Source organism: Microbacterium oryzae, assembly GCF_009735645.1.
Classification (GTDB): domain Bacteria; phylum Actinomycetota; class Actinomycetes; order Actinomycetales; family Microbacteriaceae; genus Microbacterium; species Microbacterium oryzae.
The window spans coordinates 82,851-101,704 of record NZ_CP032550.1; the positions used below are offsets into that span (position 1 = coordinate 82,851).

At 73.1% G+C, this 18,854-nt stretch carries 13 protein-coding genes; 8 read left to right on the top strand and 5 right to left on the bottom strand.

Annotation, left to right across the window (positions count from 1 at the left end):
• The first annotated feature begins 61 nt into the window (after positions 1–61).
• The 4 genes from D7D94_RS00370 to D7D94_RS00385 are packed head-to-tail and all read left to right on the top strand — an operon-like array spanning position 62 to position 6,578.
• On the top strand, positions 62–1,858 hold the full coding sequence (locus tag D7D94_RS00370; RefSeq protein ID WP_156240707.1) for a glycosyltransferase family 2 protein: 1,797 nt from the start codon (positions 62–64) through the stop codon (positions 1,856–1,858).
• Between the two features lie 3 nt (positions 1,859–1,861).
• A complete protein-coding gene (locus D7D94_RS00375) occupies positions 1,862–3,709 on the top strand; it encodes a DUF6020 family protein (protein ID WP_156240708.1) in 1,848 nt (615 codons plus the stop codon).
• On the top strand, positions 3,706–5,421 hold the full coding sequence (locus D7D94_RS00380) for a DUF6020 family protein (RefSeq protein WP_156240709.1): 1,716 nt from the start codon (positions 3,706–3,708) through the stop codon (positions 5,419–5,421). Before D7D94_RS00375 ends, D7D94_RS00380 begins: the two co-directional genes overlap by 4 nt.
• Before the next feature lie 5 nt (positions 5,422–5,426).
• A complete protein-coding gene (locus tag D7D94_RS00385) occupies positions 5,427–6,578 on the top strand; it encodes a glycosyltransferase (protein WP_156240710.1) in 1,152 nt (383 codons plus the stop codon).
• Between the two features lie 149 nt (positions 6,579–6,727).
• On the opposite strand, the gene D7D94_RS00390 is transcribed toward D7D94_RS00385, so the two are convergent.
• The 5 genes from D7D94_RS00390 to D7D94_RS00410 are packed head-to-tail and all read right to left on the bottom strand — an operon-like array spanning position 6,728 to position 12,886.
• Complete coding sequence (locus D7D94_RS00390; RefSeq protein ID WP_156240711.1) at positions 6,728–7,186, bottom strand: acyltransferase; 459 nt, start codon at positions 7,184–7,186, stop codon at positions 6,728–6,730.
• A 4-nt stretch (positions 7,187–7,190) separates the two neighbouring features.
• Entirely contained in the window at positions 7,191–8,192 is a 1,002-nt protein-coding gene (locus tag D7D94_RS00395; protein WP_156240712.1) for a glycosyltransferase family 2 protein, read from the bottom strand.
• Positions 8,189–10,099 (bottom strand): glycosyltransferase, encoded by a 1,911-nt coding sequence (locus D7D94_RS00400; RefSeq protein WP_156240713.1) that lies wholly within the window; start codon positions 10,097–10,099, stop codon positions 8,189–8,191. The genes D7D94_RS00395 and D7D94_RS00400 overlap by 4 nt, the downstream gene beginning before the upstream one ends.
• A 55-nt stretch (positions 10,100–10,154) precedes the next feature.
• Entirely contained in the window at positions 10,155–11,468 is a 1,314-nt protein-coding gene (locus tag D7D94_RS00405) for an O-antigen ligase family protein (protein ID WP_156240714.1), read from the bottom strand.
• The gene (locus tag D7D94_RS00410; protein ID WP_156240715.1) at positions 11,465–12,886 is read right to left on the bottom strand and encodes an O-antigen ligase family protein; all 1,422 of its coding nucleotides are present in this window, start codon (positions 12,884–12,886) and stop codon (positions 11,465–11,467) included. Before D7D94_RS00410 ends, D7D94_RS00405 begins: the two co-directional genes overlap by 4 nt.
• 49 nt (positions 12,887–12,935) lie before the next feature.
• Between D7D94_RS00410 and manA the strand changes: the two genes are divergently transcribed.
• The 4 genes from manA to D7D94_RS00430 all read left to right on the top strand — a co-directional run bounded on the left by manA (position 12,936) and on the right by D7D94_RS00430 (position 18,834).
• Positions 12,936–14,090: a mannose-6-phosphate isomerase, class I gene (gene manA / locus D7D94_RS00415; protein WP_156240716.1), complete on the top strand. Its 1,155-nt coding sequence runs from the start codon at positions 12,936–12,938 to the stop codon at positions 14,088–14,090.
• A 174-nt stretch (positions 14,091–14,264) separates the two neighbouring features.
• The gene (locus D7D94_RS00420; protein WP_156240717.1) at positions 14,265–14,585 is read left to right on the top strand and encodes a WhiB family transcriptional regulator; all 321 of its coding nucleotides are present in this window, start codon (positions 14,265–14,267) and stop codon (positions 14,583–14,585) included.
• A gap of 80 nt (positions 14,586–14,665) precedes the next feature.
• Positions 14,666–17,461 carry a glycosyltransferase gene (locus D7D94_RS00425; RefSeq protein ID WP_156240718.1) on the top strand — a complete coding sequence of 932 codons (2,796 nt, stop codon included), beginning with the start codon at positions 14,666–14,668 and terminating at the stop codon, positions 17,459–17,461.
• Positions 17,458–18,834 (top strand): DUF5719 family protein, encoded by a 1,377-nt coding sequence (locus D7D94_RS00430; RefSeq protein ID WP_156240719.1) that lies wholly within the window; start codon positions 17,458–17,460, stop codon positions 18,832–18,834. The genes D7D94_RS00425 and D7D94_RS00430 overlap by 4 nt, the downstream gene beginning before the upstream one ends.
• Positions 18,835–18,854: the final 20 nt, after the last annotated feature.

Here is an 18,854-nt window from a genome sequence, read left to right on the forward strand (position 1 = left end):
GTAGACTCCTCGGGCCGCGCCCGCGGCCATCCGACCGCAGAACCCGGGAGCCGATCCGCACATGCCCGCCCGCCGCTGGTTCCGCCGCCCCCTCCCGCAGGAAGCCCCGGACCGAGACGGCGGCCGCGTCGTGACGGATGCCGCCCCGGTCTTCGCATCGACCCCGGAGCCCGTGCGCGTGCGGGTGGCAGACGTGGACGGTCTGCGTCGCCTGATCGCGGCCGCAGGTGAGGCGATGACGGACGACCTGCGCGTGCAGATCGACCGCTGGGAGGCGCCGTCGCCGCGCTGGCGTGGCCAGGCGGCGCCCCTCCACGACTCGCGCACCGTGTCCGTCACCTGCGACCCGGAGCGACGGCGGGCATCCGCGCACGTGACCCTGCGGCGTCCGCTCCCCGTCGCGCGCGTGCTCGACGCGCTCATCCCGGCGTTCGCGCCCGCTCCCGCCTATCCCGGCGCCGGCTTCCCGCTGCTCGCCGTGGACCCGAGCGCCGGCATCGACGCCCTGCCGCTGCTGCCGAGCCGTCGCGTTCCCCAGCTCGAGCCGATCGCCCCCGCGCTCGCCGGCGTGCACCTCCGGAAGGCCGACGTCCTGCTCACGGCCGAGACCGATCCGGCCCGCGAGGCCGAGGACGCCGTGCATCAGCTCACTGTGAGCGAGGCGCTGCTGGGATCCCCGCGCGTGCACCGGCCGGTCATCGACCTCAACGTGCACAACCCCATCGGCCGGGTGCTCGGCTTCAAGCCGTCGCCGCCCGCCCGCCGCCTCCTCATCGACCGCGAGCACGGCCTGATCCGACTCGTCGCCCCGGACGCCGGCGTCGCGCCCATCGTCTTCCCGATCGCCGAGCCGATGCGCGCGCACGACGTCGCCGCCGTGCGGAACGTCGAGGCCGTCGACCTGTCGCCGCTGCGCGGACTGGCGAAGCCGGTGCCCGAGGGCCTGTTCTCGCGCTTCGCCGAGCTCGCGGCCGCCGGCGTCATCCTCCACTCCCTTCCCGAGAACGTGGAGATCGCCCCCGAGCAGCTGTCCCCGCGGATCGCCACGGCCATCCGACGCCCCTACCGCCCGGCGATGGGACTCGAGCGCGAGCGGCGCTCGGTCGAGCTGCGCCGAGCGGCCATGCACGACCACGGCGGGTTCCTGCGCCTCGCGTCGGCGATCGAGCACCGGACGGGCTCGCGCTACCTCCCGTCGGTGAGCGTGGTGCTCTCCACGATGCGCGCCGAGCTCATCCCCGGCGTGCTGCAGATGATGGCGCGGCAGACGTACCCGCACCTGGAGGTCGTCGTCGTCGCGCACGGCATCGCCGCGCCGGATCTGTCCGCGCTGGATCTCGGGGGGCTCGACGTTACCGTGGTCGAGATCCCTCGCACGGTGCTCTTCGGCGGCGCCCTCGCGGAGGGCGTGCGGCGCTCGTCGGGCGACCTCATCACGAAGCTCGACGACGACGACTGGTACAGCGAGCACCACGTCTGGGACCTCGTGCTCGCACACATCTACTCGCGCGCCGACGTCGTGGGGAAGACGACCGAGTACCTCTTCTTCGAGGAGGTCGAGCAGACCGTGCACCGCACGTTCGCCACCGAGCGGTACCACGACCAGGTCGCGGGCGGAGCCATGCTGCTCTCGCGCGCGGCCTTCGACGCGCTCGGCGGGTGGCGTCCGACGCCGAACTCGACCGACCGCTCGGTGCTCATCCGCGTGGAGAGCCAGGGCGGCATCGGCTACCGCACGCACTCCCTCGGCTACATGTACATCCGCCACTCCTCGAAGCACACCTGGGAGCGCAGCGATTCGCAGCTCCTCAACGGATCCTTCGAGCAGTGGCGCGGCTGGCGCGAGCCGGAGGTCTGACGCGTGCGGGTCCTCATCGCCGCGGCGGGCGCCTTCGTCGCGACGCTGGCCCTGTGCGCGGGTACGACGCCGGGGAGCCTCTCGGAGGTGCTCGACGGCGGCGGGCTCGTCGCACTCGCGGCGTTCGCCGCGCTCGCCGTCGGCGGATGGTGGGCGATCGGATGGCTGCCGACCGCGATCTGGAGATGGGCCGTTCCGCTCGGTGCGGTCGTCGCGCTCGCCGAGCTCGCGGGGCTGTCCCTCCTCCGCGAGGAGGCGGACCTCTGGCTGCTGCGGCCCTCCGGCTGGAGCGTCGTCCACGTGCTCGGCACGGCGTACGTCTCCGCGGTCGGTCTCGCGCTCGTCCTCCACCTCGCGGACCTCCACCAGGGCCACCCCGCGTCGTCCGGGGGAGCGCTCGCTCGCTTCGCGGCGTCGCTCGCGCGCCCGCGCCCCTGGCGCTCGCTCGGCATCCTGTGGGGGGTCATCGTCCTCTGCCGACTGCCGTACCTCCTCGCCTGGTGGCCGGGCCTCATCTTCTTCGACACGTACCGCAGCCTGTCGTATGCGCGAGGGCTCGGCCCGTGGGAGTCGTACGAGCCGGTGGGGCACTCGCTCCTCATCACGGCATGGAACGGCGTGTGGCAACTGCTCGGTCTGGGCGATGCGGCCGCCCTCGCGATGGCCGCATCCGTGCAGGTGCTCACGAGCAGCGCCGCGTTCGCCTTCATGCTCTGGCGTGTCGCGGCGTGGGGCGTCGGGCCGCGCACGTGGTGGGCGCTGTGGGCGTGGATCGCGCTGCTGCCCGTGCTGTCGATGTCGTCCATCACCGTCGTGAAGGACATCCCCTTCATGTCGGCGTTCATCGTCTTCCTCGTCGGGATCGTGGAGGTGTCGCGCGCGATCGCGCGCGGCGACCGCGCCTGGTGGCCCTGGGTGCTCGTGCTGGCCTCCGGGATCGCCACGATGGTGCTGCGCAACAACGGCGTGCACGTCGTGCTGCTCGGCGTCGCGCTCCTCGTCATCCCCTTCCGACGGCAGTGGAAGCGGGCGCTCGCCCTGTTCGCCGGATGCGTCGTCGCCTACGCCCTGTACGCCTTCCCGCTCGCGGCCGCGCTCGGCGTGCAGCCCGGTCCGAAGACCGAGGCGTGGTCGGTGCCCCTGCAGCAGATCGCTCGCATCGCCGACGACCACCACGCCGAGCTGTCCGACGAGGACCGCGCGTTCGTCGACTCCGTCTTCACGGCGTGGAGCGTCGACGACGTGGGCGAGCACTACATCCCCGGCTTCGCGGATCCGATCAAGCTCGACGCGCGAACCGCGTGGGAGGAGCGCACGACGGGGGAGTTCCTCGCGGGATGGGCGCGGCTGGTGACGGAGTACCCGGGGTCGGCCGTCACCGCCACCCTCGCCAACACCGTCGGCTACTGGGCGCCGGGCGCGCCCTCGTACGACGGTGTCGTGACCGCGTCCTGGAACGACGTCCGCGGCATCCACCTCGACATCCCCTTCTCGCACTCGGGTGCGGACGGCGACGTCGCGCCCGCAGGCGGGGTGCCGGCGTTCGCGGAACGGCACGGTCTCCTCGATGAGGGGTACCGGGCCATCCCCGTCGTCGGTCTGACGCTGTCTCCCGGCGTCGTGACGTGGATCTGGATCGTCGCGCTGGTCGTGCTGTGGCGGCGCCGCGCGGGGCTCGACGCGGCCTTCGCGCTCCCCGCGGCGGCGCTCATGGCGACCTTCCTCGCCGGACCGGTCTCCGGCGGGATGCGCTACGCCCTCGGCTTCTACGCGACGGTCCCGATCGTCGTGGCGGTCGCCGCGGTCGCGCGCCGACAGGGGCCCCTGGCACGACCTCGAGTCGGCGCGTGAGCGGCGGGGCGCGGCTGCGGCAGGTGCTCGATGCGCCGGCCGCGACGACGGCGGGCGTGCTGTCGGCCTTCATCGTCGTGGGCGCCTCGTACGAGGCCACCGACAGCGCGCGGTGGTTCGCCTCGTCACCCGGAGCGGCGCTCGGCAGCGCCGTCGTCGCCGTCGGACTGGCCTTCTTCCTCTCCGTGCCGCTCATCCTGCTGTTCCGCTGGCTCGACCGATTCGGCGCGGTCCGCTCGTCTCCCGAGTCGTTCCGCGAGGCCGTTCGTCGACGGTTCGTGTCGACCGCGGCGCTCCTGCTGGCGGGATGGCTGCCCTGGCTCATCCTGCACTTCCCCGGCAATGTCGACGGCGACACCATCACGCAGCGAATGCAGTGGGTCGGTCTGCTCGCCCAGACCGACCATCACCCCTGGTTCGACACCATGGTGTTCGGCTGGTTCTGGGATCTCGGGTCGGCCGTCGGCGACGACGGCGTGGGCCTGTTCGTCTACCTCCTCCTGCAGGAGGCTGCGACGGCCGCCGGGCTCGCGCTCGTGCTCACGTACCTCGGCTGGCTGGGGATGGCGCGGGCCGCCCGGTGGACGCTCACGGCCGCGGCCGCCCTGCTGCCGGTGTTCATGGCCGCTCCGTCGGTGATGAGCAAGGACGCCTTCGCCGCAGTGTTCTGGCTGCCTTTCCTCGTGCTCTTCGTCGAGGCGGTGCGCACCCGCGGGCGCGTGCTGCGCGACCCCCGGATGGCCGCGGCGGCCCTCGTGCTCATCGTTCCGCTCATCCTGGCCAAGCGGACCAACGTGTACCTCGTCGTCATCTGCGCGGTCGTGCTCCTCGTCATCGCGGCCCGCGGAACCCGCCTCCGGATCGCGCTCGGCACCGGCGCGGCCCTCGTCGTGACGAACGTCGTCTGGCCGCTCCTCCTCCTTCCAGCCCTGGGCGTCGCGCCCAGCACCGCCACGGACATGCTCACGATCCCCGTCCAGCAGACCGCGCGCATCGTGGCCGCCCATGGCGACGAGATCCCTGCCCACGAGCGGGAGGCGATCGACGACGTACTCCGGTACGACGGCCTGGCGGACGCCTACGTCCCCCGTCGCTCCGACTCGGTGAAGGGTCGCTGGGATCAGGATGCGACGTCGGAGGAGATGCGCGCCTACCTCGAGGTCTGGTTCGCGCAGCTGCTGCGCTATCCGATGACGGCGCTCTCCGCCACCGCCGCCAACACCTTCGAGTACTTCGCCCCGGTGTCGCCGATGGCCTTCCAGAACTCGCTGACGCTGGAGCGCTACATCGACTACTGGGAGGAGCGCGCGGTTCCCGCGACCACCCGCGGTGAGATCGTCGCCGTCGTGGACGGACTCCACGCGCCCGCCGAGCTCGACCACGCGAGGACGGCGGTCAACCACGCCACCGACGCCATCGCCGAGCGCGATCCGCTGTCGTCCAAGGCCTTCTACGCGTCGTGGATCCCCCTCATCGCGCTCGCCTACGCCATCCGGCGCCGGCGCGCGCTGCACATCCTGGCCCTCGTGCCGCTGCTGGCGAATCTCGCCTTCCTCGTGGCGAGCCCCGTGGCGCTGCCGCGCTACGTGCTGCCGCTCGTCTACGCCAGCGTCCTCGCCGCCGGGATGATGCTGACCCCCGTCCGCTGGCAGAATCGACATCACGCACCTGCGCCGGCAGTCCCGGTGCGATCGACCGAGAGCGACGTCTGAACGCGATGACGACCGACCACTTCGCCGGCGCGACGATCATCGTGCCGACCTACAACGAGGCGCCGAACGTCGAGCCGCTGGTGCGGCGCATCGAGTCCGCGCTCGCGGGCATCGCGGGCGAGGTGCTGTTCGTCGACGACTCCGACGACGGCACCGTGGACGAGGTGCAGAGGGTCGCGAGTCTCGTCGATCTGCCGGTCCGGGCCATCCATCGCGAGAACCGCGAGGGCGGCCTGAGCGGCGCGGTCATCGTGGGGCTCGAGCGCGCGGCGTACGACGTGTGCGTGGTGATCGACGGCGACCTGCAGCACCCGCCGGAGAAGATCGCCGACCTCATCGCGCGCTTCCGCGAGGGCGATGTCGACGTCGTGGTGGCTTCGCGATACGTCGCGGATGGCTCGGCCGCGGGTCTCGCGGATCTCACCCGGAACCTCGTCTCGCGCACGACCACGGCGCTGACGAAGGCGATGTTCCCGCTCCGGCTGCGCGACTGCTCCGACCCGATGACCGGGTTCTTCCTCGTCGACCGGACGCGGATCGACCTCGCGCCGCTGCGGCCGCGCGGGTTCAAGATCCTCCTCGAGATCCTCGCGCGCCAGCAGCTGCGGGCGGCGGAGATCCCGTTCGACTTCGCCGAGCGCACGGCCGGGTCGTCCAAGGCCTCGGTGCGCCAGGGCGCCCGGTTCCTCGCGCAGCTCGCCGCGCTCCGGTTCGGCAAGATGTCGGCGTTCGCGGTCATCGGCGGCTTCGGCGCTGTCGTGAACCTCGCGATCATGTGGGCGCTGACCCATGCGGGCCTGCCGTACGTGTGGGCGGCGATCATCGCGGCCGAGACGACGATCATCGGCAACTTCCTGCTGCAGGAGCGGTTCGTCTTCCGCGAGCTGCTGGGGGAGGCGTCGCGTCGGCGCTCGCGCTTCGGCAAGTCGTTCGCCTTCAACAACGCCGAGGCTCTCGTGCGCATCCCCGTGCTGGCGCTGCTGGTGGAGACGTGGCACATCTCCAGCATCGTCGCGGCCGCGATCACGCTGGCGGTGGCGTTCGTGGCCAGGTACGCGTTCCACGCCCTCGTCGTGTACGCGCCGCGGCGCTCGCCGCGCGCGCAGCACATCCTCGAGGAGCTCGACGAGCAGGCGATGTCGCCCGGCGAGCTCTGACCGCGGGGGTCCATTCCTCCCCGAGACTAGCGCTCGTCGTCGAGACCGGTGCTCGGAACGCTAGCTTCGGCGACGAACGCTAGCCCTAGCCCTGGGAGCGCTAGTCCCGGTGCTCCGAACGCGAGGCCGGAGCGGAGAGAGCGTGGTGGTCAGCGGCGCAGGCGGCGGATGACCGTGGCCGGGACACCGCCGACGAGGGTGTCGTCCGGCACGTCCTCGGTCACGACGGCTCCCGCCGCGATGACGCAGCCGGCGCCGATCGTCACGCCGCCGACGACCGTGACCGACGCGCCGATCCACGTGCCGTCGCCCACGACGATCGGGTCGTGGCGCACGTCGCCCGCGCGCTTGTCGTGGCCGCCGATGTCGTGCGTGTCGGTGATGAGCTTCACGAACGGCCCGAGATTCACGCGGTCGCCGAGGCGGGTGCCCGGGCGGATGTACGCGTCGCGGTTGATGAACACGTCCGCGCCGATCTCGACGGGGCCGAGGATCTCCGCGCCGCGGTAGATCTTCGTGCGGGCGCCCACCGAGATGTCACGATCGCCGTCGCGGTGCAGCAGCTGGACCGAGGGATCGATCCGCGCGTCATCGGCGATGTCGAGCATGGCGTCAGCGCGCCTCGTCGGCGGCGAGGGGAGGCATCGGGCGCCACGAGGCGTCCTTCGCGATCCGCCGGCCGTCGCGCATGCCGCGGAAGAGATTGCTGGTGCCCCGCACGGTGCGCTCGACCGCGATGAGGCGGACGAGCTCCTTGGCGAATGTGAGCGCGGTCCCGAGGGTAAAGCGCACGGGGCGGTACGCGCCGTGCTCGGCGAAGTAGTGCCGCATGATGCCGCGGTTCCGCATGATGTAGTACCGGTAGGCGTTGCTCGACGCGTTGAGGTGCCGCACGCCCATGTCCCACTGCTTGATCTCGCGGGTGCGCCGCAGCACGAACTCGTCGACGATCGCGCTCGTCGTGTGCAGCGAGGCGAGCCATCCGTAGACGGAGTCGTCCCAGTAGATGAAGAAGCGCGGGTCGGGGAGCCCGACCTTCTGCACGATGTCGCGGTGGATGAACATCCCCTCGAAGCACCCGGAGTTCATCTCGCGGTAGCCGGTGGCGTCGAAGCCCGCCGGCGCGAACGGGATCGGGATGCCCAGCGGGATCGAGAGGCGGTACTGCCAGTAGAACTCGCTGCCGTCGTAGTCGTAGCGGCGGCCCTGGATGCTCTTGAACCGAGGCGCCCACACGCCCATCCGGGCGAGCCCGTCGGGGAGGACCTCGACGTCGTCGTCCATGAGCCAGATCCACGTGGAGCCGAGCTCATAGGCGACGCGCATGCCCTCGCTGAACCCGCCGGAGCCGCCGGTGTTCTCGTCGAGGCGCCGGTACACGATCTCGGTGCCGACGCGCTCGCGGAACGACGCCACGACCTCGCCGGTGTCGTCGGCCGACGCGTTGTCGATGATCACGACGTGGCCCGGCTTGGGGTCCATCTCGCCGATCGACACCAGCAGCTTCGACAGGAGGTGCGAGCGGTTGTAGGTGACGACGACGATCGTCGCCGATGCGGGGTCGAACGCCCGCGGGTCGTACGTCTGCTCGACGACCGACGGCTTCTCGCTCATGACTGCCTCCCGAAGATGGTGCGCCACGACTCCTCGGACACGAGGTCCGGCAGCGCCGTGCGGTACTCGCGCTGCAGCCGCGGCCACTCGCGCCGCAGTCGGGCGTGCAGCCAGACCGAGTCCCGCAGCATGCGCCGGTACAGCAGGCGGTCGCGCGTGTAGATGTTCTTGCCCGATCCGTCGGCTGCGCTCACGAGCGCGGAGTCGAACAGCGGCACGCGCCACCAGTGGGCGTCGGCCTTGCCGAACTCCACCTCGGGCTGCGCGACGTTGGCCGGGTCGGGCTCGTGGAACCAGTGCGACAGGAGCGTCTGCGCGGTGAAGAGCCGCAGCCGCCAACCGGTCGGGCTGTCGAAGACGTGCTGCTTGAGCCGCTGGAACACCTGGCGGCCGCGGCGCGAGCGCATGACGACGGTCGGGTCGCGGTGGACGACGGTCTCCGGGAAGCGGGCGGCGAGCGAGCGCGCCTCGGGCATCGCGGTGGCGATGTTCTCGGCCAGGTGGCCCGGCCCGCGCAGCACGTCGCGCAGTGCGCGGTTCCGCAGCGCCACGGGGTAGTACTGCATCATCATCAGGTGCTTGAGGTCGACGCGGCGCGAGTGCCGGATGAGCGTGCCGCCGCGCGGCGCGTTCGAGTGCAGCAGCCCCGCGACGATGCGGTTGCGCGCGTGGAAGTACGCCTGCCAGTCGATGGAGTCGTCCTTGCCGATCCACGACACGTGCCAGAGGGCGGCGCCCGGCAGCGACACCGTGGGGTAGCCGGCCTCGCCCGCACGCAGGCAGAACTCGGCGTCGTCCCACTTGATGAACGCCGGCAGCGCCAGCCCGACCTCGCGGATCACCTCGGTCGGGATGAGGCACATCCACCAGCCGTTGTAGTCGGCATCCATGCGCATGTGCAGCAGCGGAGTCTGGCGGATGTTCGCGCGGCGGAAGTCGTGCGGCATCTCCTCCTGGAAGAGGTTCCGCCACATGAACGGGCGCTCGTCGACGACCTCGGCCCAGGCGTGCAGCCGCGGCCGGTTGAGGAGGTCGAACATGTGCGCGCCCACGAGGACGGGCTGCGTCGCGAACCGCCCGAACGTGATGGAGCGGCGGATGGACTCCGGCTCGATGCGCACGTCGTCGTCGAGCAGCTGGATGAAGTCGCTCTCTGGCCGCTGCAGCGTCTCGTGCATGGCGCGGGCGAAGCCACCGGAGCCGCCGAGGTTCGGCTGCTCGACGATCTGCAACTGCTCGCCGAGGCGGCCGGCGACGTCGGCGTAGCCCTCCTGCGCGGCGACCTGCTGCGTGCCCTGGTCGACGATGAAGATGCGGTCGACGAGCTCGAGCACCTCGGGGGCATCGGCGAGCGCGCCGAGGGTGGCCACGCAGTAGTCGGGCTTGTTGAACGTCGTGATCCCGAGGGAGGCCTTGCCGGTGCGCGCCGGCTCCTGCTCGGTGGTCCATTCGCCGCCCGCGAGGACGACGTCCTCCGCACCGGCGACGATGTCGAACCACAGCCATCCGCCGTCGCTGAACTGCGTGAGCGGGATGTCGAAGACGGTCTCCGCGTCGCCGGACGCGTCCTGCGTCTCGATCCGCTGCTGGGCGGCGCCGCCCGTGGAGCGGTAGACGAGGACGGTCGCGGTGCCCTCAGTGCGGACGGTCAGGCGCACCGACCGGACGTTCGTCCAGTGCTGCCAGTACGACGCGGGGAAGGCGTTGAAGTACGTCGCGAACGACACGCGCGTGCCGGCGGGGACCCGCGCCCTGGTGCGTCCGAGGACGTCGGCGAGATGCGCGACGTCCGACACGCGCACCGGCTCCTCGTCGATCGTCGACCAGACCTCGGGATCGACGTACAGCGGCAGGAGGTCGGGATCGCGGTCGAGCGGGAAGACCACGCTCTGAAGGACGTGTGCCACGGCGGAGCTCCGGATGCGAGACGGGATCGGCACCGGGATCGGGCCGCCGTCGAGCCTATCGCGCCGGTCCCAGCGGATCCTGGGATTCGCCGCCGCTCGCCACGAGATCGAGGCTCTCCCGCCAGGAGCGGGACTGGCCGGCGCGCACCGCGCAGAGCACGAGGAGGAGCCATCCCGCGCCGTGAAGGGTGAAGCTCTCGAACATCGAGTCGACGATGAGCGCCGTGAGCACGGCCGGCGTCCACGCGTACACGGTGGACTTCCGCTCGCTCGCGACGAGCCACGACCGCACGAAGGCGACGCCGCACAGCGCCGTGAACAGCAGCAGCCCGACCCAGCCGAGCTGCAGCAGCACGTCGAAGAACGCGTTCAGCGCCGACGCGTGGGACTGGCCGAGAAGCACGTTGATGACGTTGAGCGGGTAGGCGTCGCCCTCCCATTCGCCGTGCCATCCGAATCCCTGGATGGGCCGGTTCTGCACCCAGGTGAGGATCTCGTTCCAGAGATCGGCGCGCAGCGAGAAGCCGGCCGTCGCGTCCAGCCAGCGCAGGATCGGGTGCCGCAGCGCGTAGGCCAGCGCGAGCCCCAGCACGACCGCGACCGCCAGGGTCCACTGCAGCGATCGGCGGCGCTGCGGAGGGGTGCTGCGCACCAGGGCCAGCGCCAGGAGCGCGACCGCCACCGAGCCGGCGAGGACGACCGCCGTGGGCGACGCGGACAGAATGGCGAGCAGGGCGGCGAGCGTGATCGAGAACACCGCCGTGGCCTGCGGCACCGACCGGGTGCGCCGCTCGACGAGGAACGTCACGAGCGCGACGACGGCGACGAAGCCCAGCAGGTTGCGGGTGCCGAACACGCCCTGGATGGGCCCGCCGTTCGCGATCTGCCCCGCGATCCCGAGGAAGGGGAACGGCATGTCGAGGAGGACGCCGGCGAGGATCTCCAGCCCCAGCGACAGCGACAGCAGCCACCGAAGCACGTCGCCGAGCGCGCGCACGGTCTGCAGCGTGTCGCGGATGTGCGCGATGACCAGCGCGAGGAATCCGTAGCCGACCAGGGACAGCCATCCGCCCAGGGTCGCGTCGTCGTCGTACGACCAGATGGTCGACACCAGCGCCCACGCGAGGAACGCGACGAAGCTCGTCGGCGCGAAGCCGAGGGGGCGCAGCTCGCGGCGCCGGGCGACGACGATCGCGACCCCGAGGAGATCGAGCGACACGATGATGGTGCCGAGCGTGACCGAGCCCGCGGTGCTCTCGATCGCGTGCGCGCCGAGCACCGCCAGCAGCGTGGTCAGGGTGTACGCGCGGGCGGCGTCGGCCGAGCGCAGGAGGCGCACGGCCGCGCCCAGCGGCGCGGATGAGGTCATCGGCGTCGGGTCCGCAGCGGCCGTCGCTCGGGCGCCGACGCCTCGCCCGCCCCGACGTCGACGAGCGGGGCCGCCTTGATCTTGAACGAGAGCGCGACCACGAGCATCCAGCCCCACAGCATGATAGGGCCCGACTCCGTCAGGCCCTGCACGAGCAGCATCGCGACGACGAGCGGGGGGAGGAGCGCGACGGCCTGGTACGGGCGGTCGGCGCGGATGTCCCAGCGGGGGCGGTCGACGGCGAAGAACCACGCGCGCCACACGAGCGCGGCGAACACGCCGAGCACGACGAGGACGCCCAGCGCTCCGAGCTGGAGGAAGACGTCGAGCCACATGTCATGCGCGTGGAACACGGTGATGCCGTGGTCGACGATCCAGCCGTCGAAGGCGGGATCCCAGGGGAGCCAGGGGCTCGCGAACCCGTGGCCGACGACGGGACGCTCGGCGGCGCGATCGAGGACGGCGCTCCAGATGGCGCCGCGGCCGGTGAGGTCGCCGCCGCGGCCGACCAGCGCGAGGAGCCGGTCGCGGAGGAGCAGGGCGAGCGCCGCGCCCACGACGACGACCGCGGCGAACAGCGCGTAGCGGCGGGTGCGCTCTCGCGGGCTGCGCGCGCGGCGCATGAGCAGGATGGCGCCGAGCACGACGGCGACGACGACGAGCGCCACGAGGGTGGTCACGGAGCCCGAGCGCAGCAGGAGGAACGCGGCCACGGCCATCCACACGCCGCGCACGACGGGCGAGGGGGCGCGGTCGGCCAGGCGCACGCCGAAGACGATGAGCGCGAGCAGGCAGAGGATGCCCAGGAGGTTGGCGTTGCCGACGACGCCCTGCAGCCGCCCCGGATCGAGCACGGAGTCGAGGAGGTTGCCCCGCACCCAGTACCAGTGCGGATCGGGGTGGGGCGGCACGTCGGTGAAGTTCGGCAGCAGCGGGCGGTGCCGCACCGCCGCCACCCACAGCTCGAGGAGGACGGACAGCCCCATCACCCAGCGCAGCGCGATCTCGAGGCAGCGCAGCAGCTCGCGCCACGTGAGCACGTCGGCCAGGAACACGCCCTGCAGCGTCGCGGCGGCGAGCAGCAGCCACGTGACGGCGGTGGTGGCCGCCCACGACGACCACGCCAGCGACATCAGCGCGAGGCCCACATAGCCGAGCGCGAGCCACGGAAGCCGGCGCCACGGGAACGGCGCGCGGCGCCGTGCCAGCCGGGGGACCCAGATCGCGACGGTGCCGAGCGTGAGGGCGCCGAGGAACGCCGCGCCGCCGGCGAAGCCCAGGAGGTTCCACCAGAAGGAGTGCGCGAAGGCGGAGAAGACGACGAGCACGGCGTAGGCGCGCAGCAGGAGGTGGCCCGTGGTCTCGCGCTCGGGCGCGGTGGGCGGGTCGGCGACCGGGTACCGGCTCAGCTGCGTCATCGCGCACCAGGCTACCGCCACCGCGAAGCCCGCACCCTAGGCTGGGAGCGTGCTCGTTCCGCTCGCCAACGCTCCCAGGGATTACGCCTGGGGTTCCCGCTCGCTCATCGCCGCGCTGGAGGGTCGCGACCCCGCCGCCGGCCCGGAGGCGGAGGTGTGGTTCGGCGACCATCCGTCCGATCCCGCCGACGTCGAGGACGGCAGCGGCCGCACGCTGGACGCCTGGATCGCCGACAACGGCGTGCGGGTCTCGCCGAGCGGTCGCCTGCCCTACCTCCTGAAGCTGCTCGCGGCCGGCGCGCCCCTGTCCATCCAGGTGCACCCGACGAAGCGGCAGGCGGAGGAGGGGTTCGCGCGGGAAGCGTCGCTCGATGCCGACGCTCCGCGCAACTACGTCGACGACAACCACAAGCCGGAGATCATCGTCGCGCTGAGCGACCGGTTCGAGGCGCTGTCGGGGCTGCGCGAACTCGAGGCCACGCGTCGCCTGCTGGATGCGATCGGGGCGGCGGCCGCGCCGCTGCGGGAGCGGCTCGGCGACCCCGAGGGGCTGCGCGACGCGCTCGGCTGGCTGCTCAGCGGAGACGCCGACGACACGGTCGCGGCGATCATCGCCGCGCTCGAGGAGGCGCAGTCGACGGAGTTCGCCGCCGAGCTCGCCAACGCCCGCTACATCGCCAGCATCCACCCGCAGGACCCCGGCGTGGTCGTGGCGCTGCTGATGAACTACGTCGTCCTGCGTCGCGGCGAGGGCCTCTTCCTCGGGGCGGGGATGCTGCACGCCTACGTCGCAGGGCTCGGCGTCGAGCTCATGGCCGCGAGCGACAACGTGCTGCGCGGCGGGCTCACGCCCAAGCGGATCGACGTCGACGAGCTGCTCGCGATTGTGGACCCCGAGCCGGGGCCGGTGCCCGTCGTGCTGCCGGTGGCCGGCGACCGCGGCTCCCGCGCCGTGGAGTCGTTCGCCGTGCCGGTGTCGGACTTCCGCCTCCTGCGCGTGGCGGTGGCGGGCGAGGAGCCCGCCGTCCTCCACCCGACCGGCGCGGCGATCGTGCTCGCGACGGCCGGCGAGGTGACGGTGTCAGACGGGGGCGACACGGTCTCGCTGCGGCCGGGGCGCGCGGTGTTCGCGACCCCCGACACCGCCGAGCTGCGCTTCGCGGGCGACGGCGAGGTCTTCGTGGCGGAGCCGGGCGTCGCCTGAGCGCACTCGGATCCCGCACTCGGATCCGCCGCCGCGACACGCCGGTGGACCAGGTGAACCTTCGATCTCCCCTTCAGGGTTTACGATCCGCGACTTGACCTCTGCGAATCACACCGTTGTAATTAAGTGCACACGCTGCCCGCGTGGGGGAGACACAAGGGTTGGAGAGCGACGATGGCGCCTTCGCAGTATCGATCGGGAGCACCCGACGACTGGTTCGTCGATCCGGTCGAGCTCGGCGTGCCGGGAGTCCGGCCGCCGACGGCGGAGGAGACCGCGCTCGCATGGCAGAGCGACGCGCTGTGCGCGCAGACCGATCCCGAGGCCTTCTTCCCGGAGAAGGGCGGATCCACGCGCGACGCCAAGCGCATCTGCGCGACGTGCGATGTGCGGGCGGAGTGCCTCGAGTACGCCCTGCAGAACGACGAGCGCTTCGGGATCTGGGGCGGTCTGAGCGAGCGCGAGCGCCGCAAGCTCAAGCGTCAGGCGAGCTGACCGCCCGCAGCCTGGGAATGCGCCGCCTCGGCGCGCCGATCTCCGGCCCCGCACGCCGCGCGGCTTAGGCTTGCCCGGTCATGCCCGCCGCAGTCCACGCCGTCCTCGTCGCGCGCTCCTCACCGGATGCCGCACCCGCTCTCGAACGCACCCTCGCGGCCATCCGCTCGCAGCGCCGGCCCGTCGACGCGCTCACGGTGGTCGTGTGCGGCCCGCTCGAGCCGCTCCGCGACCTCGTGTCGTCCTCGGGTGCCGAGGGCATCGTCGAGGCATCGGCCGCCACGACCTTCGCGGCAGCGGTCGGCTACGCGCTGCGGCGGGTGACGCCCGGCGCCGCGGTGTGGCTGCTCGCACACGACTCGACGCCCGACGCCGGCGCACTCGCCGCCCTGACGGCCGCCCTCGAGCGCGGTCCCTCGATCGCGATCGCCGCGCCGAAGCTCGTCGACGAGCGCGATGCCGAGCGCATCGTCTCGCTCGGGCAGAGCATGACCCGGTTCGGGCGCTCCGTCGAGCTCGCCGACGGCGAGTTCGACCAGGGCCAGTACGACGGACTCGACGACGTGCTGGGCGCGGACGTCCGCGGCGTCCTCGTCCGCGGCGACATCGCCGCCGACCTCGCGCCGGATCCCGCGCTCCTCGGCGCCGACGAGGGCCTCGACATGGGCGTGCGCGCACATCTCGCCGGCCGTCGCGTGGCGCTCGTGCCGCGTGCGCGCATCGCGGTTCCGCCCCCGCATCGGACGCGAATGGCCGATGACTACCGCGAGCGCCTCGCGCAGCTGCACCGCCGGCTCGCCTACGCGCCGGCATGGGCCGTCGTGCTGCACTGGCTCTCGTTCCTGCCGCTGGCGCTGTGGAAGACCGTCGTCCAGCTCATCGCCAAGGCGCCGGCGTTCGTGCCCGCGGAGTGGGCGGCCGCCGTCGTCGCGATGGTGCGCGTGGGGGCGGTCGCGCGCTCGCGTCGTCGCATCCGTCGCATCCGCAGCCGCTCCTGGGCGAGCGTCGAGGCGCTCCGCGTGACGCGCGCGGACCTGCGCGAGCGCCACGACCCGCACCACGCGCCCCGCGTGCGCAGCGAGCTGCGGTTCTTCTCGGGCGGCGGGGCGTGGGCCGTGCTCGCCGCCGGCCTCGTGAGCGTCGTGGCGTTCCTCGCGCTGCTGTCGTGGCCGGGGGTCGCGGGCGGCGCGCTCCTGCCGCTGCAGCGCACGGTCTCGGGGCTCTGGTCGGAGGCCGCGTACGGCCGCCGCGAGGTCGGGCTGCACGTCGTGTCGGCGGCCGACCCGTTCGCCGGCGTCACGGCGCTCCTCGGGTCGCTCTGGCCGGGGAGCCCGTCCTTCGCGCTCCTCGTGCTGTGGCTGCTGGCCCTGCCGCTGGCCGTGCTGGGCGCGTGGTTCGCCGCCACGCGGGTCACGCCGCGCGCGGGCGTCCGCGTCGTCATGGCCCTCCTGTGGGCGTTCGCGCCGAGCTTCCTCTCGGCCCTCGTCGATCCCCGCCCCGCCTCGGTCATCGCGCACCTCCTGCTGCCCTGGCTGCTGTTCGCCGGCGCCGCCGCCCACCGCTCGTGGGGAGCAGCAGGCAGCGCCTCGCTGCTGCTCGCCGCCGTCCTCGCGTGCGCCCCGTCGCTCGCCCCCGCGCTCGTCGTGGTGTGGGCGATCGCGCTCGTGCTGACCTTTGTGCGCCGCCCGCGCGCCATCGCCCGCGTGGTGTGGACGGTCGTGCCCGCCGTCGTGCTGTCGCTCCCCGTCGTCCTCGCGCAGGTCGGCCGCGGCACGCCGTGGGCGCTGCTCGCCGACCCGGGCCGGCCCTGGGCTGCTCCCGCGATCGCCGCGGAGGAGCGGTGGCGGGTCGCGCTCGGCTTCCCGACCCCCGACCCGGGCGGCTGGGGCGCGTTCCTCACCGGCTTCGGACTCCCGGCATCGACCTGGTGGGTCCCGCTGCTGCTCGCGCCGGTCGTGCTCGCGGCGCTCATCGCGCCGCTGACGCGGCGGTGGCGGATGGGCACGGCGATGGTCGTGCTCGCGGCTCTCGGACTCGTGTCGGCCGTGGCGGTCGTCTCGCTGCAGCCCGCCTGGGTGCAGTCGACCCCCGTGGCGGTGTGGCCGGGGTCCGCTCTCAGCCTCGGGTGGCTGGGGCTCGTCGCCGCGGCGGCGATCGCCCTCGACGTCGGCCTCGCCCGGCGCGGACTGCGCGCGGCGGTCGCCGTCGTCGCCCTCGTCGGCGTCTGCGCGGCCGCCGTGCCGGCGCTCACCGCCGTGCATCGCGGGCAGTCGGAGCTGCGAAGCGGCGGTGACACCACCCTGCCCGCCTACGTCTCCGCTCAGGCGGCGATCGTGGACGACCTCGCCACCCTCGTCCTCAGCCCGCAGGCCGACGGCGGACTCGCGGCGTCGCTGGTGTGGGGTCCGAGCGAGACGCTCGGCGGGCAGTCCACGCTGCAGTCCACGCAGCCCGCGGTCTCCGACGACGACGTGCGGGTCGCGGAGATGTCCACCGACCTCGTCTCCGGAGCGGCCGGCGACATCGCCGGACGGCTCGCCGACGAGGGCATCGCGTTCGTCCTCCTCGCCGCCGACGGCGAGGACGCCCATCCCGCACGTGCCCTGCGGCTCGCGGCGACCACCGCGATCGACCAGCGCGGCGGTCTGGTGCGGGTGGGGGAGACGCCGCGCGGCGTGCTGTGGAGCGTCGACGCCGAGCGCTCGCCGCGCGCGCCGCTGTCGGCAGACGACCAGGCCACCGCCCGTGCCATCGCACTGGCGCAGCTCATCGCCGTGGCGGTCGCGCTGCTGCTCGCGGTGCCGACGCCGATCTCGCATCGTGCGGCACGGCGCAAGCCCCGGGTCATCGGCGCGGGATTCGAGGAGGCGAGATGAGCAGGGCGACGGCATCGGCGCGCATCGTCATCGGAGCGGTCGTCTCGGCGGCCGCCGTGGCCGCGGTCGTCGGCGCGGGCGCGGCGCCGTGGCCCGCTGTCGGCACCGCTGCGCCCTCGACCGACGTGCTTCCGGCACCGGCCGAGGTGCTGCTCGCGTGCGACGGACCGCTGCTGGCGCTCGCGCGCTCCGCGGAGGACGCCGCGGGGGTGAGCGCGGCCGCGGACGCCGCCGTGGTCTCCGGCGACGCCGCCGGCGAGCCTCTCGAGCAGGGAGAGCTGACGCTCTCCGGCGTCGCCGACGCGACGGCGCCGCTGTTCCGCCGCTCCCCGGAGGGGCGCGAGTCCGTCCCCGCGGCCGCCGCCTCGTCCGTCACCGCGCGCGACATGGACCTGGGCGGATTCGCGGCGTCGGAGTGCCGGGCCCCGCAGATGGAGTCCTGGATCGTCGGCGGCGACGTCGCGACCGGGACCACGGGCATCCTGCTCGTGGCGAACCCGACCGACGCCAATGCGGTCGTGTCCCTCGACGTGTTCGGCGTCGAGGGGGTCACCACCCCCGCGGGCGCCGATGCCATCGCCATCCCCGCCGGCGCCCAGGTGCCCATCCCGCTGGCCGGCATCGCCGGCGGGGAGGAGGCGCCCGCCGTGCGGGTCACCGCGGTCGGCTCGCCCGTGCGCGTCACTCTCCAGTCCAGCATCGTGCGCACGCTCGAGCCCGGAGGCATCGACCTGCAGCCCGCGGTCGCGCCGGCGGCGACGCAGGTCGTCCCGGGTGTGAACGTCACGCCCGAGGCGAGCGAGGGGGAGAACTCCTCCGGGCTCATCCGGCTGCTGTCCACGTCGGATGCCACGGCGACGGTCACCGTGCTGCCGGAGGGCGGCGGGGTGCCGGTCCGCGCCCCCGAGCAGGTCGCCCTGACCGCCGATCAGCCGAAGTCCGCCGACCTCGGCGGCCTCCCCGCCGGCCGGTACACCGTGCTCGTCGACGCCGACCAGCCCGTCGTCGCCGCCGCGTGGCAGGCGACGGGCTTCGGACCCGGTTCCGACTACGCCTGGTACGCCGCGGCGCCGCCGGTCGAGCGCGCCACGCTGTTCGCGGCGCCCGACGGCCCCAACCCGCGCGTGAGCGTCTACAACCCGGGCGACGAGGCGGCCACGGTCGCCGTCTCCGGCGACGACGGAGAGCAGTCGCTGGAGGTGGGCGCCCACGCCTTCGCCTCGGTGGCGCTTCCCGGCAGCGGGCTCTACACGCTCGACCCGGGCGGCTCCGCGGTCCATGCGCTGCTCGGCTTCGAGGGCGGCAGCGTGCTCGCGGCGCTGCCCATCACGCAGGACGCGTCGACGCCGCAGCCGCTCACCGTCTACCCCTGACCGGTTCGCCCCGTCCGCGA